This is a genomic window from Streptomyces sp. NPDC001980 (assembly GCF_040296885.1).
Lineage (GTDB): Bacteria > Actinomycetota > Actinomycetes > Streptomycetales > Streptomycetaceae > Streptomyces.
This window is the reverse complement of record NZ_JBEOYD010000036.1, coordinates 31,413-46,335: the sequence shown is the minus strand read 5'-3', so window position 1 is coordinate 46,335 and position 14,923 is coordinate 31,413. Positions and strand designations below refer to the sequence as shown.

Below are 14,923 nucleotides of genomic sequence, written 5' to 3'. Positions count from 1 at the left end.
GGCGACATCCACCCACAACGCGCGGAGCCGATACGCGATGGAGACGGTGCCCACGGGTGTGACCGGAGACGTCCGGCGCGCCTCTTTGCTCGACGAACTCCCTGAGCATGTCGTACGTGACTTCCTCACCAGGGCGCGTTGCGTCACGTTTCCCCCACGCGACACGGTCTTCCAGGCGGGTGACCCGACCCGCGTCCATCTCGTCCTCTCCGGCCGCGTGAAGATCTCACGGCGTGGCGAGCACGGTCGTGAGAACATCCTCGTCATCGCGGGCCCGGGTGAACTGCTGGGCAGCCTCGACCTCTTCGACCGGCGACCGCAGCCGACGACGGCCGTCACGCTCGGCCCGGCGAGGATCGCGGAGCTCTCGACCGAGTCGATGCTCGAATGGCTCGCCGCCCATACAGGGGCGGCGATGCGCTTCATCCACCTCCTCGTCCGGAGGGCGCAGCGCCAGAACGACGCGCTGCACGACGTCTTCGGTCTGGACGTGGGAACCCGGCTCGCGCGCGCGATCCTGCGCGAGGCCCAGCGGTTCGGCCGCCGTACACCGGACGGCATTCGAGTGGATCTCGGGCTCAGCCAGGAAGAGCTCGCACTGCATGTGCGCGCCTCCCGGGAGAGCGTCAATCAGTCGCTCGCGGGCTTCGTCCGGCAGGGATGGGCCCGCCGTGACGGATGCGAGATCGTCATCCTCGACGAGAAGCAGCTCGCCCACCAGGCCAAGCACGAGCTTGACGCGTTCACAGCAGGTCGGTCCACGACCGACGACATCCAAAGGAGAGAGGCAGCCATGCACGATGTATCCGGTGGCCGACCGCGGGTGAGGGAGTCACGGACATGAGCGATCCGATCCCCTTCGAGCTTCCCGACGCCGTGCGAGACGAGTTCGTCGCGGTCGTCGGCCGTGACAACGCGCTCATCACCGACGAGGAACGTGACGAGTACCGCGACCCGTACTGGCCCGCGGAGGACCGGACGTACGACTCCAGTCTTGTCCTGTTCCCGACCTCGACCGAGCAGGTGCAGGACATCGTCCGTGTCGCGAACCGCCACGAGGTCCCGGTGTGGGCGTCGTCGCAGGGCCGCAACAACGGCTATGGCGGTCCCTCGGCGCGGGTGAAAGGCTCCGTGCTCATCAGCTTCCGCAAGATGGACCGCGTCCTTGAGGTCGACACCGAACTCGCCTACGCGGTCGTCGAGCCCGGTGCGCGGTGGTACGACCTCTACGACGTGCTGCATGAGCAGGGCGACGAGCTCCTCGTGTCCGTACCCGACATCGGCTGGGGCTCCGTCATCGGCAACTCGCTCGACAACGGTCAGACGTTCCTGCCTAACGGCTCCGACTTCAACACGTTGAACGGGTTGGAGGTCGTGCTCGCGGACGGGTCGCTCCTGCGCACCGGCTTCGGCGCGCAGGAGGGCAACCCCGCCTGGCACCTCTACAAGCGGGGGCTCGGGCCCGTGGTCGACCCGTTGTTCGCGCAGTCGAACTTCGGCATCGTCACGAAGGCGGGGGTGTGGCTGCAGCGCCGGCCGAAGGCGTACGCGCCGTTGTACCTCTCCGTCCCGCGCTACCACCAGCTCGCGCAGATGGTCGACGTCATACGCGAACTGCGGCTGGACGGAATCCTGCACGGCATCCCCTACATCCTCGACCTGCTGACGGTGGGCGAGGCGCACTTCCCCGAGTTCAAGGGCAAGATCCCGCCGCCGGGCACCCCGGCGATGCGGGAGGAGCAGCTCGACGCGATCGCCGACGAGACCGGGCTCGGCCGGTGGGGCGTGCGCACGGCCCTGTGGGGCGACCCCGACGTGATCGACGTGCACGAGCGTCGGCTCCGCGAGGCGTGGAGCGCGATCGAGGGCGGCGAGGTGCGTCGACTCGCGACGTACACGGCGGAGAACTGGCACGAGATCAAGGACGCCGGGCTCATCGACCGCATCTCCGGCGGCGTGCCCAGCAGCGACATCCTCGACAGCCTTCCCGACTTCGTGGGGCATATCGGGTTCTCGCCCGTCGTGCCGCTGCGCGGTGAGGAGGTCGCGAAGGTCGTCCAGCAGATCAAGGACAAGGTCGTCGAGCGCACGGGCGTCAACTTCTCGGCGCAGGTGTTCGTGACCAACGAGCGCTCCGCGATCGTCGTGTCGGCGATGTTCTTCAACCGGCACGACTCCGGCCACCTACGGGGGACGATCGAGACCGCGAAGGAGTTGCTCGTGCAGCTCGGGCAGCAGGGCTACGCCGAGTACCGGTCGCACCTCGACTTCTCGGACCTCGCGCAGGACCAGCTCGCCTTCGGCGATCACGCCTACCGGCGCTTCGCGGAGACGATCAAGGACGCCGTCGACCCGAAGGGCATCCTGTCCCCGGGCCGGCACGGCATCTGGCCCGCGCGGTACCGCGACCGGTGATATGCACGGCGTGTGCCCGCGCCCACCCTGCTCAGCCTTGCGCCGTTGAAGACGTTCGTTGAATGAACATGGCCGTTGCGGCATGTCCGGCGGGGGCGCAGTCTTCGGCTGTCGAGCTTGTCGCAGGGCTTCGGGATCGTTGCCCACTCATGGAAATGTGCAATGTTGACCGGGTGTCTCACCAGGAGGCCGACGAATGACCGTCCCGACGAGCCGTGAGGTGCTTGAAGGTTTCCTCTCGGCCCTTCAGGCTCATGGCGCGCGCCAGGCTTTCGAGCGGTATGCCGTCGAAGACTATATTCAGCACAACCCCAAAGCCGGGAAAGGCCGGGAAGGCGCCATCGCATATTTGGAAGACGAAGCGGCGAAGGGCGGCCGGGCCACGGTCAAGCGGATCATCAGTGATGGGGAGATGGTTGCCCTTCACTTGCACATGGAATTCGCGGACGGAAGCCCCGATCTGGCGATCGTCGATATATGGCGCGTTGAGAACGGAAAGCTCGTGGAACATTGGGACGTCGCCCAGGAGATCTCGAAGGAAAGCGTCTCCGCAATGTTTTGAGGATTGCTTCGACGTAGTTTTTCGAGGATCGCGTCAGCCGTCAGGCGGAAATCGCCTGACGGCTGACGCATGGGGTGCTATGGAGCGCTATGTGGTGCTAGAGCCCATAGATCGGTGGTGTGTCCGGATTCGCGCGGAACGCGTCCCAGTGCTCCTGCAGCAGGCCGTCTCTCACCCGGAAGAGATCGAAGAGCACTCCGTCGGTGCGGATCTCGTGTCGCAGGACGAGGTCGCGCTCGGCGACCAGATTGACCGTCACCGTCTTCGCGGGATCGAGTCGTTCCGCGGGCGGGAGGGACAGGATGTGAGTGAAGAACTCCCTCAGCCCCTCACGTCCCTGGGCGAGGTTCGGGTTGTGCTGGACGTAGTCCTCGGCGACGAATTCGTCGAGGCGGGTGAGTCCTTCGGCCGGCCCGTAGATGATCTCGAACAAGCCTTCCACGGCGCGTTTGCCGCGCTCCATGTCATGGGCGATCGCCGCCCCCTCATGCGTGTCCATCCTGGGCGACTCCCTGGTCCGTGTGACAGCTACGGGAAGAATCTGCCTCGCGACAGGCCTGCTCATCCAGCCGGTGTTGGAAACGCCACAGGGGCTTCCGGTCGGCCTGCGGAGTGCTCAGACCCTTTCCGTACCGGGGGCTACAAGCCCGAGTTCGTACGCGCGGACCACTGCCTCCAGCCGGGAGGAAGCGTCCAGCTTCTGGAGAAGGTCGGTCACGTATCCCTTCACGGTCGTCTCGGAGAGGCAGAGCTCTTGCGCGACCCTCCGGTTCGAGCAGCCGTGCGCCAGGAGCCCGAGCACCGACTGTTCCCGATCCGTGAGCCGTACCGTTCCTCTGGCCTGGCGCCTGGCGAACTCCGGGGCGAGCTGCCTGGCGATCCGCGGGTCGAGCACGAACTGACCCGCCAGGAGCGCCCGAAGGGCAGCGCCGATATTGACTTCCGAAGTGTCCTTCAACAGGCACCCGTTCGCGCCAGCGGCGACGCACGCACGTAGGACCTCGGCGTCGTCGAAGGCGGTGAACATGACGATGACGACGTTCGGAAGCGACTCGCGCAGTTCACGACACAGTTCCTCCGGCGGCATGGACTCGGGCATCCGCGCGTCCAGAAGGATCATCTCCGGACACTGGTCGTGAGCGTGGGCGAGAGCCGTCGTCGCGTCGTCGGCTTCGAAGATCTCGCATTCCCCGAGGTTGGAGGTGATCACTGCGCGCAGTCCGCGGCGTGCCACCGGGTGGTCGTCGACTACGAGGACTTTCATCGAACCGCCGAATCGTTGTACGGAATGTCGAGTCGCAGTACGGCCGGGCCGGTCGGGACCGCCGTGAGCCGCAGCGAACCTCCCAGTCGCTCCGCTCGCGTGCGCAGTGTGCGGATGCCGGTCCCGGTCCCGGTCGCCGGCGGATTACCGGGCGACTCCAGCGGCCCGTCGACGGCCAGTGCCTCGACCGTGAGCGAGAGTCTTCCCTCGGCACACACGATCTCGACTTCGATGAGACCCGCGTGACTGTGCTTCACGGCGTTGCGCGTTCCTTCGACCGCCGTGTCGATCACCAGCCGGGCGATGTGGTCCGGCACGCGTGTGAAGGTACCGTGCCGCACAACGCGCACGGTGCAACCGGTGATGGTCTCCAACAGGCGGAGCTCACCGTCCAGTTGGACATCGATTGCGAGGTTCTCAGGATCACGGTGGAGTGTGAGGAGTGTCTCGCGCAGCTCTCGGCGTGCCTCGGCCGCCGTCGCCTCGATCTCCTCGATCGCGTCGATGAGGCTGCTCGGATCGCCCTGGGCGCGAGATGCCTGGGCGACCGCGCCGATCGTGAAGAGCCGTTGTGCCACCGAATCGTGGAGCCGGCCGGCGAGACGCTCCCGCTCGCGCAACCGGGCGAGTTCGAGTTCCAGCTCGCGCGCCCGAATCTGCTCGAACCCCACCGACGCGTACGCGCCGAGCTGTTCGAGGACCGCGACCGCACGGTCGCCGAGGACTCCTTCGAGGTGCGCACCGGCATACAGCAGTGCCTCGACACCCGCAGGACCCAGCACAGGGACACAGGCGACCGCCCGCAGCCCCTCGCCCCGCGCCACGATCTCGACGAAGTCGCGACTGATGTGTGCGTCCGACGCGTAGTCCGCGACGATCATAGGGCGTCCCCGCGCCAGGACTTCGCCCCCGAGCCCGGTGTGCGGGCGAACGACGATGCTGCTCCATCGCGGGTCGTGAATACCCTTCGCCGAAGCGATCGGGAATTCCGTGGTGCGGGAACCGATCGCCCCGAAGGCGACGTCAGATCCCAACGCGTCTTGCGCAACGTCAACGGCGGCCCGAATAACAGCCGCCGGTGTGCGCTGCAATGCGATGGCTTTGACTGGCGCGTGACCGTTCATGACGTACCGCTCTTCTACGGCGACAATGCCGAATGACAGCAACGTAACAGTGACAGCAACGTAACACAGCACGTACCGGTTGACCATCGCCAAAAGCGTGCGCTGGTTGATCAGAGGTAGGATTCAGTCCGCACTTTCGGAACTCGCTGTCTCAACGCTGCTTTTCGGCCTCCTGTTCATCCAGTTCGGCGTTGAGCGCCGCGGGCACGGGCTCACCGGAGGTGACGCCGGCTTCGCCGAACGCGTCGACGGCCACCCAGTACTCCGCACCCGCGTTGAGGGAACGCAGGTCCAGGGCCGTGCGTTCGTACACCAGCCAGCTGTGGTAAAGCTTTTGCGGGTGCCGGCCGTAGCGGACGTTGTAGCCGATGGCCCCGGCGGCGGCTTCCCATTCGACTCGGGCGGTGCGGTCGTCCACACGGGCGGCTCTAGCGCGCACTGCAGGTGGAGCCTCGCCTGCGCCCGTCCCGAAGACACGGACACCGCTGACGGCGAAGGTGCCGTCGAACGGCATTCGACCGCCGGTGATCCTGACGAATCGTGTCTCCTGCGGCGCGTCGAGGACGACGAAGGCGTGCGGAGCGTCGGCGCCCGTGCCGCGGGAGTCCCGGACGATGGTCCACTCCCGGCCGTCCTCCGAGATCTCGACCAGGATCTCCGCCGGTTGATGGCTCGGGAAGATGCCCCGCCAGGAATGGCCCACATCCACTCCGTCCGGCGCGTGCGGGGCGGTGTCGGCCAGTTCATGGTCCGCCAGGTTGATCTGCACGGCGTGGACGGTCTTGTTCGCACCGAGGTCGACCGTCAGGGATTCGCCCGGTTCGCTGCCGGCGGCCGCCCACCACGTGCGGACGTTCTCGTCGACGGCGGACGCGGGGTCGTGGCCGGGGGCCGAGGACGAGGCGACGGCATCCGCCCTGTAGGAGAGCAGCATCCAGGCGGGGGGCGTCCACGGGTCGAACGGTCCGTCCGGGACCGTCATCGGGTAGTCGGCGAAGTTCTGGTTGCAGAACAGCACGCCGTCGTCGTCGAAGCCCGCGGGGAAGATTCCGACGCGGCGCTCGAACACGTCGTTGACCGAGATGCGCATGGTGGCCGCGTGCCACCAGTTTCCGTGCCGGTCCTGGAACATGCTGCCGTGTCCCGCTCCGGTGATGAACCCGCCGGGCTTCGACGAGAACGGACTGTCGAGCGAGTAGGTGAAGGGGCCCAGAGGTGCCGAGGCCGTGTAGTACCCGTCGGCATAGGTGTTGAGCTGGGTGCCGGGCGCCGAGTACTGCAGGTAGTAGGTACCGTCGCGTTCGGTCATCCAGGCGCCCTCGATGAAGGGTGCGGTGCCACTGACCTGGGCGACGAGTTTCTCCAACTCGTTCTGCGGCGGTACGACGACGTAGTCCTCGCCCAGCTGCTCCCAGCCATGGGCGAGGACATCGGAGCCGATCAGAGGCGACGGCTCGCCGATCGGGCTGAACGTGTCCGAGAGCCGGACTCCGTAGATCGGTGTCTTGTTGTCACACCCCCAGTAGAGGTACACCGATGTGTCGGTGTCCTGGAACAGGTTCGGGTCCCAGAAGGGGAAGGTGCCCGGCGTGACCTCGACGAAGTCGTCGGACAGGGGGTCGAGGCTTCGGAAGAAGGGGCAGTTGTCCTCCTTGCGGGAGGCGCTGATGTAGAGCGCTCCGTTCACCTCGCGGACGTCCGGCGCGTAGTCGAGGGCCGGCAGCTTGGACGTCGCGCGGTACTCCCACCGTAGAAGGTCCGTCGAGTGCCAGAACCCCGCGGACATCGAGACGAACATGTAGTAACGGCCCCGGTACAGCACGATCGACGGATCCGCTGCCTCCCGGTGCACGCTCCGCCGCGGCTCGCCGAGCTTGATGCCTCTGACCGTGCCGGAGAACTGAATGTCCTGATAGCGGTAGGCGATGTCGAGCGGATTGCAGAAAGTGCGTTCTGAAGCGGTCACTTGGGGTTTCCTGTCAGCAGCTTCTTGAGGTCTTCAGTTCTCGGCGGACGACGGCTTGCGGCCTGCCAGCCCCCGTCAGCGGCGCCGCAGTTCGTGCACCGCGGCTTCGAGCGGGGTGTCCAGTGGCCCGGCACACGGGTGTTCGCCCGCGCCCGTGGCGCTGGTGAACCTCCATAGGCCGTCGAGGTTCACCAGCTCGCGGGTGGCCGTGGAACGGGGCTTCGGCATGTGGACACCTTTCTGAACTCCTTCCGGGCCCTCCGGAACGTGGCGATGCGGTACGGCGATGAGGTCACAGGCGCTGCCGGGACTCGCGCCGCCGGCGCTGTTCGACCGGGTCCGCGACCGGAGCGGCGAGCAACAGCCTCTGGGTGTAAGGGTGTTCTGGCTCGGCGGTGACATCACCCGCTGGTCCGGTCTCGACGATGTCGCCCCGGTGGATGACGCTCACCCGGTGGCTGACGTGCCGGATGACCGCGAGGTCGTGCGAGATGAAGAGGTAGGCGACGCCGGTGCGCCGCTGGATGTCGACGAGGAGATCGAGAACGCGGGCCTGGGTGGTGAGGTCGAGTGCGGAGACGGGCTCGTCGCACACGATGAGCCGTGGGGCGGGTGCCAGGGCGCGGGCGATCGCGACGCGTTGGCGCTGGCCGCCGCTGAACTCCCGCGGCAGCCGCTGCGACGCGTCCTTCGGCAGCCCCACCTGGTCGAGCAGTTCCGCGACCCGGTGCCGGGCCTCACCCGCCGCGGTGCCCTGCACGATCAGCGGTTCGCTGAGGATGTCGCCGATGGTGAGGGCCGGGTTGAGGGAGGAGTACGGGTCCTGGAAGACCACCTGGATGTCGCGGGCCAGGGCGCGGCGTTCCTTGCGGCCGGCGTGGGTGATGTCGTTGCCCTGGAAGCGGACCGTGCCGCCGCTGGGTGGGACGAGGCCCAGCACGGACCGGCCGATGGTCGTCTTGCCGGAGCCCGACTCGCCGACGACGCCCAGGGTCTCGGCCTGCCCCACGGTGAGGGACACGCCGTGGAGAACCTCGTGCGGGCGGGCCCGGAAGCCCCGGCCGGGGTAGGTGACGCACAGGTCGTTCACCTCCAGCAGTGTGGTCATCGGGTCTCCGTTTCGAGCGCGCCCACGGGGGCGGCCGGCGGGTCGGTGCGCAGCGCGGTGTCGTCGAGGATCGAGTCCAGGAGCTTGCGTGTGTACGGGTGCCGGGGCGCGGCGAACAGCTCGTCCGTCGTGCCGGTCTCGACGACCGTGCCGTTCCGCATGACGGCGACTCGGCCGCAGATGTCCGCGACCACACCGAAGTTGTGTGTCACGAGCAGCACCGCCATGTTCAGGTCCTTCTGCAGGTCGCGCAGAAGGTCGAGGATTTCCGCCTGGACGGTGACGTCGAGGGCGGTGGTCGGTTCGTCGGCGATCAGCAGCAGAGGCCGGCTGGCGACTGCGCCCGCGATGAGGACGCGCTGTGCCATGCCGCCGGAGATCTGGTGCGGGTAGGAGCGGAAGGTGCGCTCGGGGTCGGGGATGCCGACCCGGGCGAGGAGTGACATGACCCGGTCGCGGGCCTCATTCCTCGACATGGGTGTCGCCGCGCGTACGCCCTCGACGAGCTGGGAGCCCACCGTGCAGGACGGGTCGAGGTTGGACATGGGTTCCTGGGGCACGTACGCGATGGACGTCCCTCGGACCGCCCGTAGTTCGCGCTCGCTCAGGCCGAGCAGTTCGCGGCCGTCGAGCCGGATCGAACCGCGGGTGACGACCGCCTCCGAGGGCAGTACGCCGAGTGCGGCGAACGCGGTCTGGGTCTTGCCGGAGCCGGACTCGCCGACTAGGCCGAGCGTCTCCCCGGCCGCCACGCTGAGTGTGACGCCGCTGACGACCTCCTTCAGTTCGCCGGTCGGTGTCGGGTAGGCGATCGCCAGGTCGTCGACGGTGAGAAGTGCGGACGCGGCGTCCTCGGTGGCGGGCGGCGGCCGGTACGCGGTGGCCGTGACGATCCGGGACGGCCGCGGACGTCCGCCCTCCAGGGCGTCCCGCAGCGCGTTCCCGAGGAGCACCAGCGAGGCGGTGATGATTCCGAGTGCGAGGCTGGGCCACAGGAACTGCAGCGGCTCCTCGTACAGGTTGGTGAACCCCTCGGAGATCATCGCGCCGAAGCTGGGCACCGTGTTCGAGCCCACGCCCAGGAAGGCCAGGCCCGACTGGACGCCGATGGAGGAACCCGCGAGGAACGCGGTGGCGATGATCACCGGCCCGCGTACCACGGCGAGGACATGCCGCCGCAGGATGCGCCGGTCGGGCAGTCCGGAGACCCGGGCGGCATCCACGTACAGCTCGTTCTTCACGCCCAGGACGAGATTGCGTACGAGCCGGTAGACGCCGGGGGAGAGGAGGACCCCGAAGATCAGCATGGTGGCCTTGTAGTCGCCCTTGGTCACCGGCATCAGCACGATGAGCAGCAGCAGCCCGGGAAAGGTCATGATCAGGCTGAACACCCACTCGGTGACTCCGCGCACCCGCCGCCCGAAGTACCCTCCGATCAGCCCGGACGTGATCCCGATCGCGAGGGCGATGCTCGCGCCGATGAGCGCCGAGACCGTGCTGGTGTTGATGGAGTACAGGAGTCTGGCGTAGATGTCGCGGCCGCTCTTGTCCCCGCCGAGCAGATAGCCGTGGTCGCCGAGGCCGGCGTCGACCGCGTCCAGGTTCGCCTGGTTGGGCCCGTGGTCGGTGAGGACGGGTGCGAGCAGTCCGAGCAGGACGATGACGATGAGCAGGCTCGCGCTGACGACGGCCTGGGGGTCGGCGAAGAGACGCCGTAGGGCCGACCGGCGGCGCGCCTGTGTACTCGGCGTTGTCAACTGACCGTCCTCGCCTTCGGGTTGAGCCAGCCACCCAGCAGATCGACGACGAGGTTGACGACCACGACGAGCAGTACGCCGAAGAGGCTGATGCCCATGATGATCGGCACGTCGCCCTGCAGGGAGGCGTTGAACGCGTACTGACCGAAGCCGGGCAGTGCGAAGATCTGCTCGATGATCAGAGCTCCGCCGAGCATCTGGATGAACTCCAGGGACAGCACCGTCAGGGCCGGTCCCGCGGCGTTGCGCAGGGCGTGCCGCAGCACGATGGAGCGGGTGGGGATGCCCCGGGTGCGCAGGGTGCGGACGTAGTCCTTGCGCAGTTCGCCGATCATGGCGCCGCGGATCTGCGAGGTCAGGCTGGCGACGCCGCCCATCATCAGGGCGGCCACCGGGATGGCGATGGAACTCGCCCACCGCGTCGGGCTCTCGGTGAGGTCCGTGTAGCCGGTGGCCGGGAACAGGTGCAGCTTGATGGCGAGCACGTAGACCAGTGCGATGGCGACGAGCAGACTGGGGACGAGGTAGCCGATCATCGCGGCGCCCTGCGCGAACCGGTCGACACCGCCGCCGCGCGCGGCGGCGGCCACGCCGAGGGCCACGCTGATGACCGAGGTGGCGAGCAGCGCGACCACGACGATCGACAGAGTGACGCCGAGCCGGGCGGTGATCGCGGAGCGGACCGGTTCGCTGGTGAAGTACGAGGCGCCGAGGTCACCACGGACGGCATGGGAGAGCCAGTCGAGGTACTGGGTGAACAGGGGTCGGTTCAGCCCCATCAGGGCCTTCTGGGCGGCGATCTGCTTCGGGGTCGCGCCGCCGCCGAGGATGCTGCTCGCCACGTCGTCGAAGGACGTGCTGAGCAACAGGAAGGTGATCATGGTCACCAGGACCGCGAGCACGAGGCCCGCGGTCAGGCGACGCAGCACGTAGACCGTCATGGGCGGCGGCTCACCCTCGGGACGGTGAGGAGCCGGCCACACCGAACTGCCGGATGGTGGACATCGTCGAGGAGCCGTCGCCGAGGTAGGTGATGCCCTTCTTGGTGGCCCAGTCGCTGCCGAGGTAGAAGACGGGCGCCAGCCACGCGTTCTGGACGCCGAACTCGTTGATCTCCCGGTAGATTCCCGCGGACTTCACCGGGTCGAGTTCCCGGGCGGCCTGGTCCAGCAGCCCGGTCAGCTTCGGATCGGTCGAACGGAACACGTTACGGAAGCCGCCAGGGCTGTAGAAGCTCTTGGTCATGACAGCGTCGGTGTTGAGGCCCTCCACGAGCAGGAACATCGGGTACTTGCCCGACGCGACGGCGGAGGTGGTCTGCTGTGCGGGTACCGGCTCCCAGGTCACCTTGATGCCGATGTCGGCGAGTGCCTGGGTGAAGATCGGCTCGAAGGACTTGGTGAAGACGAGGCTCGGCATGGTGACCGAGAAGCCCTTGGGGTAACCGGCCTCGGCGAGCAGCTTCTTGGCCCCGGCGACGTCGTAGGGGTACGTCTGGTTGAGTGCCTCGTCGTAGGCCTTCCCCTTCGGGTTGAACAACTGGTCGGTGGCCTTGCCCGAGCCGCGCAGCACCTGCGTGACCATCTTCTGCCGGTCGAAGGCCATGTTGACGGCCTTGCGGACGCGCAGGTCGCCCAGCGGCTTCAGCTTGGTGCCGGCGCGGTCGCCGAGCACAAGGAAGGCGCCCGCGGTCGCCTGCACGTGCGTGATCTGGAATCCGGCCGCCTTGAGCGCGGACAGCTGTGAGACGTCGGCGGTGCCGGCGTTGGTCTGGCCCGCCTTGAGGGCGTTGGCCGACGCGGTCGGATCGGTGATCACGCGGATCTTGACCGTCTTGAAGGGGTACGCCTTCTTGTTCCAGTAGTCGTCGCGCCGGTTGAGGACGTACACCGAGCCGTTGACGGTGGCCTTCGTGTCGAGGGTGTACGGGCCCGAGCCGACCGGGTTCAGGGCGGTGGACTTGTTCGCCATCGTCTTCGGGTCGCCTATCACGCCGGGCGCCGTCGACAGCAGGCTGAGCAGCGAGGAATCGGGCTGCTTGAGCCGGATGACGACCGTCGAGGCGTCAGGAGCCTCGACCGAGGCCACGGAAGTCAGCGCCTGCTGGCTCTGCCCCGGTGTCGAGAGGGTGCGCTCCAGGGTGGCCCGCACGGCGTTCGCGTCCACCGGCTCACCCGAGCTGAACTTCATGCCCTGGCGGAGCTTCAGAGTCAGCGCGCGGCCGTCCTTGGAGTACGACCAGCTCTGCGCCGCGCCGGGATGGAGCTCGCCCTTGTTGTCCTGGAGGAGGAGCGTGTCGAAGATCGAGTCCCAGACGTAGGTCTGCTGGCCCTCGATGAGCTGGGCGGGGTCGAACGAGTTGGGCGTGCCGAGGATGGACAGAGCGAGGGTCGTGTCGGAGCCGGAGCTCGACGTGGCGGCCGGGGTGCTGTCGCACGCCGCCGTGGCCGTCGCCAGCAGGGCTGCGGTCACGGCGGCGGCCAGGGCCTGCGAGCGCTGCCGCGGCCGTGGCCTGGGCCGGGAATGCGAGGAGCGGATGCGCATGGGTGGATTCCTTCGTCCTGGAACCTGGTGAGCCGAGGCATCGGTGAGTGCGTCGGTGCGGTCATGCACGGCGGTCGCGGATCCGCCGGTGCGCCCTGTCAAACGAACAGTTACCACGTGGTCGAATTTCAATCGGAAGGTAAGCCTCGGCGGGAGGTGCGGGAAGAGTGGCGGTCGCGTTCGTAATCAGAGCGTTACCTGGCGCGAAATCACCCTGTGCCGCCCCTTGCGCTCGTAGCGGCCACCGCTCAGACTCCGATCAGGTTTTGAAAATCTATGCCTTGGAAGGTTTTCGGATCGTGATCCGGGATTCGGGAAGGGGAAGCGCACAGTGACCCAGGTCAAGGCCCGCGGCCCGTACACCAAGACCCCGGCCAGGCGGGCGGAGATCGTCCGGGCGGCGCGCGAGAGCTTCGCGGAGCACGGGTTCACGAAGGCTTCGCTGCGGGGCATCGCCGAGCGGGCCGGCATCACCCACGCCGGGCTGCTGCACCACTTCCGAGACAAGGACGACCTGCTTGCCGCCGTGCTCGCCGAACGCGACACGGAGGAGAGGCGGTACGCCGAGTCGAAGGTCCCGGACATGGACCACCTGACGCCGTACCTCGGAGGAATGCTGCGCCACCACCAGAGGGCCCCCGAGCTGATGCGCCTGTGGATCGAGCTCACGGCGGCCGCCTCTCGTCCGGAGCATCCGGCGCACGGCTACTTCGTGGAGCGTTACGCCTGGGGACGCGATCAGTTCGCACGGGGCATGCGGGGGAAGGCCGACCGGGGAGAGCTGCACGAGGCGCTCGCGCCCGAACACGCGGCCATCCTGCTCCAAGCCGTGCTCAACGGCCTGCAGTTGCAATGGCTGCTCGACGGGGAGCTCGACATCGTAGGCCCGGTCCAGGCCTTCATGAGGATGACCTTCCCGCAGGCCGCGCGACCGGAGGACGAAGAATGAGACCGGGCACCCTCGCCGTCCAGCTGTACAGCGTGATCGACGCTCTGCAGGCCGACCGCCCCGGCACGCTCGCTCGCCTTGCCGCGCTGGGCTTCCGCCACGTCGAGCCGTTCGCGCTCGGTCTGTGGAACACACCCCCCGACGAACTGGCGGCCTCCGCACGGGCGTTGCGTGCGGAGCTGGACGAGGCCGGCCTCGGTGTCAGCTCCGTGCACATCGCCGTCTCGGCCGACAGCCAGGCATCCGCGATCGAGACCTGCCGCATCCTCGGCACGGACACCGCCTTCGTGCCGATTCCGTGGCTCGTCGACGGCTTCGACGAAAGATCCCTGGAGACCCGCGACGGGATACGCGCCTTCGCCGGCCGTCTCAACGAGGCGGCACGGGAGCTGGCCGGTGCGGGGATCCGGCTCGGCTACCACAACCACCACTTCGAGTGGGCCCGGTTGCCGGGCGGCGCCCATGCCTTCGACGTGCTGTGGGATCTCCTCGACCCCGAGATCCTCGCCGAGGTCGACGTCTACTGGGCCGCCGTGGCCGGCCAGGACCCGGCCGATGTCCTGAAACGTCTCGGAGAACGCGCCGTGACCGTCCACCTCAAGGACGGGCCCGCCGAACGGGACACACCGCAGACTCCCATCGGCACCGGGGACATCGACATCCCGGCCGCGTTGCGCGCGGGAAGCCATCTGCGCTGGCACATCGCGGAGATCGACCAGACGGAAGCCGACCGCTTCGAACTCCTCGCGGCCAACCGGCAAGCCCTGCTGGCGAGCGGCCTGACCGTCCCCTGACCCTCCCCGTGGGGAAGCGGGACCGGTTCAGGCCGTGCCGGCGTAAGGCGTCACTGGGCTTCAGCACGGAACGAGCAGACGGAGAAACGATCCCATGGCATCGCCCACCCTCCCGCGACCTCACCGTCGAGCGGCTCGTCGAGCCGGATGCGGTGTGGACTCCGAGCCCGGCGTTCGGCTGGCATGTCGAGAGCACTGCCGGCCGTCAGACGGCCTACGAGCTGGAGGTCCGCGAAGCCGGCGCCGACGCGGTGGTCGCCGCCACCGGAAAGGTGCTCTCCGGCGCTTCGCATTCGGTCGTCGTCCCGGAACGGAAGTCGCCTTCGCCTCCCGGGGCCGCTACACATGGCGTGTCCGGATCTGGACCGGCGGGGAGGAACCCGGCGAATGGGCCGCATCGCGGTTCGCGACGACGATTCTCGACCCGGCCGACTGGGCCG

Annotated in this window: 14 protein-coding genes and 1 pseudogene; 6 read left to right on the top strand and 9 right to left on the bottom strand. The window is 67.9% G+C overall.

What is annotated here, in order from left to right; translation table 11 throughout:
- The first annotated feature begins 37 nt into the window (after positions 1–37).
- The 3 genes from ABT137_RS38620 (at position 38) to ABT137_RS38610 (ending at position 2,977) form a co-directional block, all read left to right on the top strand.
- Entirely contained in the window at positions 38–844 is an 807-nt protein-coding gene (locus tag ABT137_RS38620) for a Crp/Fnr family transcriptional regulator (protein WP_351716154.1), read from the top strand.
- Complete coding sequence (locus tag ABT137_RS38615; protein ID WP_351716152.1) at positions 841–2,415, top strand: FAD-binding oxidoreductase; 1,575 nt, start codon at positions 841–843, stop codon at positions 2,413–2,415. The genes ABT137_RS38620 and ABT137_RS38615 overlap by 4 nt, the downstream gene beginning before the upstream one ends.
- Before the next feature lie 196 nt (positions 2,416–2,611).
- Positions 2,612–2,977, top strand: coding sequence for a nuclear transport factor 2 family protein (locus ABT137_RS38610; RefSeq protein ID WP_351716151.1), 366 nt, complete (start codon positions 2,612–2,614; stop codon positions 2,975–2,977).
- 97 nt (positions 2,978–3,074) lie between these two features.
- Here the strand turns inward: ABT137_RS38610 and ABT137_RS38605 are convergent, their stop codons facing one another.
- From ABT137_RS38605 to ABT137_RS38565, 9 genes are all read right to left on the bottom strand, one after another.
- Complete coding sequence (locus ABT137_RS38605; protein ID WP_351716149.1) at positions 3,075–3,476, bottom strand: nuclear transport factor 2 family protein; 402 nt, start codon at positions 3,474–3,476, stop codon at positions 3,075–3,077.
- Positions 3,477–3,593: 117 nt separating this feature from the next.
- On the bottom strand, positions 3,594–4,241 hold the full coding sequence (locus ABT137_RS38600; RefSeq protein WP_351716147.1) for a response regulator: 648 nt from the start codon (positions 4,239–4,241) through the stop codon (positions 3,594–3,596).
- Positions 4,238–5,452, bottom strand: a complete 1,215-nt coding sequence (locus ABT137_RS38595) for a GAF domain-containing sensor histidine kinase (RefSeq protein WP_351716146.1) — start codon at positions 5,450–5,452, stop codon at positions 4,238–4,240. The genes ABT137_RS38600 and ABT137_RS38595 overlap by 4 nt, the downstream gene beginning before the upstream one ends.
- Positions 5,453–5,516: 64 nt before the next feature.
- Complete coding sequence (locus ABT137_RS38590) at positions 5,517–7,331, bottom strand: family 43 glycosylhydrolase (protein ID WP_351716144.1); 1,815 nt, start codon at positions 7,329–7,331, stop codon at positions 5,517–5,519.
- Positions 7,332–7,406: 75 nt separating this feature from the next.
- Entirely contained in the window at positions 7,407–7,559 is a 153-nt protein-coding gene (locus tag ABT137_RS38585) for a hypothetical protein (protein WP_351716142.1), read from the bottom strand.
- Positions 7,560–7,623: 64 nt separating this feature from the next.
- Positions 7,624–8,439, bottom strand: coding sequence for an ATP-binding cassette domain-containing protein (locus ABT137_RS38580; protein ID WP_351716141.1), 816 nt, complete (start codon positions 8,437–8,439; stop codon positions 7,624–7,626).
- Entirely contained in the window at positions 8,436–10,196 is a 1,761-nt protein-coding gene (locus ABT137_RS38575; protein WP_351716139.1) for an ATP-binding cassette domain-containing protein, read from the bottom strand. The genes ABT137_RS38580 and ABT137_RS38575 overlap by 4 nt, the downstream gene beginning before the upstream one ends.
- Positions 10,193–11,137, bottom strand: coding sequence for an ABC transporter permease (locus ABT137_RS38570; RefSeq protein WP_351716137.1), 945 nt, complete (start codon positions 11,135–11,137; stop codon positions 10,193–10,195). Before ABT137_RS38570 ends, ABT137_RS38575 begins: the two co-directional genes overlap by 4 nt.
- Positions 11,138–11,147: 10 nt before the next feature.
- The gene (locus tag ABT137_RS38565) at positions 11,148–12,740 is read right to left on the bottom strand and encodes an ABC transporter substrate-binding protein (RefSeq protein ID WP_351716135.1); all 1,593 of its coding nucleotides are present in this window, start codon (positions 12,738–12,740) and stop codon (positions 11,148–11,150) included.
- Between the two features lie 331 nt (positions 12,741–13,071).
- Between ABT137_RS38565 and ABT137_RS38560 the strand changes: the two genes are divergently transcribed.
- The 3 genes and pseudogenes from ABT137_RS38560 to ABT137_RS51120 all read left to right on the top strand — a co-directional run.
- Entirely contained in the window at positions 13,072–13,689 is a 618-nt protein-coding gene (locus ABT137_RS38560; RefSeq protein WP_351716133.1) for a TetR/AcrR family transcriptional regulator, read from the top strand.
- Positions 13,686–14,483 carry a sugar phosphate isomerase/epimerase family protein gene (locus ABT137_RS38555; RefSeq protein ID WP_351716130.1) on the top strand — a complete coding sequence of 266 codons (798 nt, stop codon included), beginning with the start codon at positions 13,686–13,688 and terminating at the stop codon, positions 14,481–14,483. The genes ABT137_RS38560 and ABT137_RS38555 overlap by 4 nt, the downstream gene beginning before the upstream one ends.
- Before the next feature lie 8 nt (positions 14,484–14,491).
- A pseudogene (locus ABT137_RS51120) lies at positions 14,492–14,785 on the top strand (glycoside hydrolase family 78 protein); the annotation flags it as partial.
- Positions 14,786–14,923: the final 138 nt, after the last annotated feature.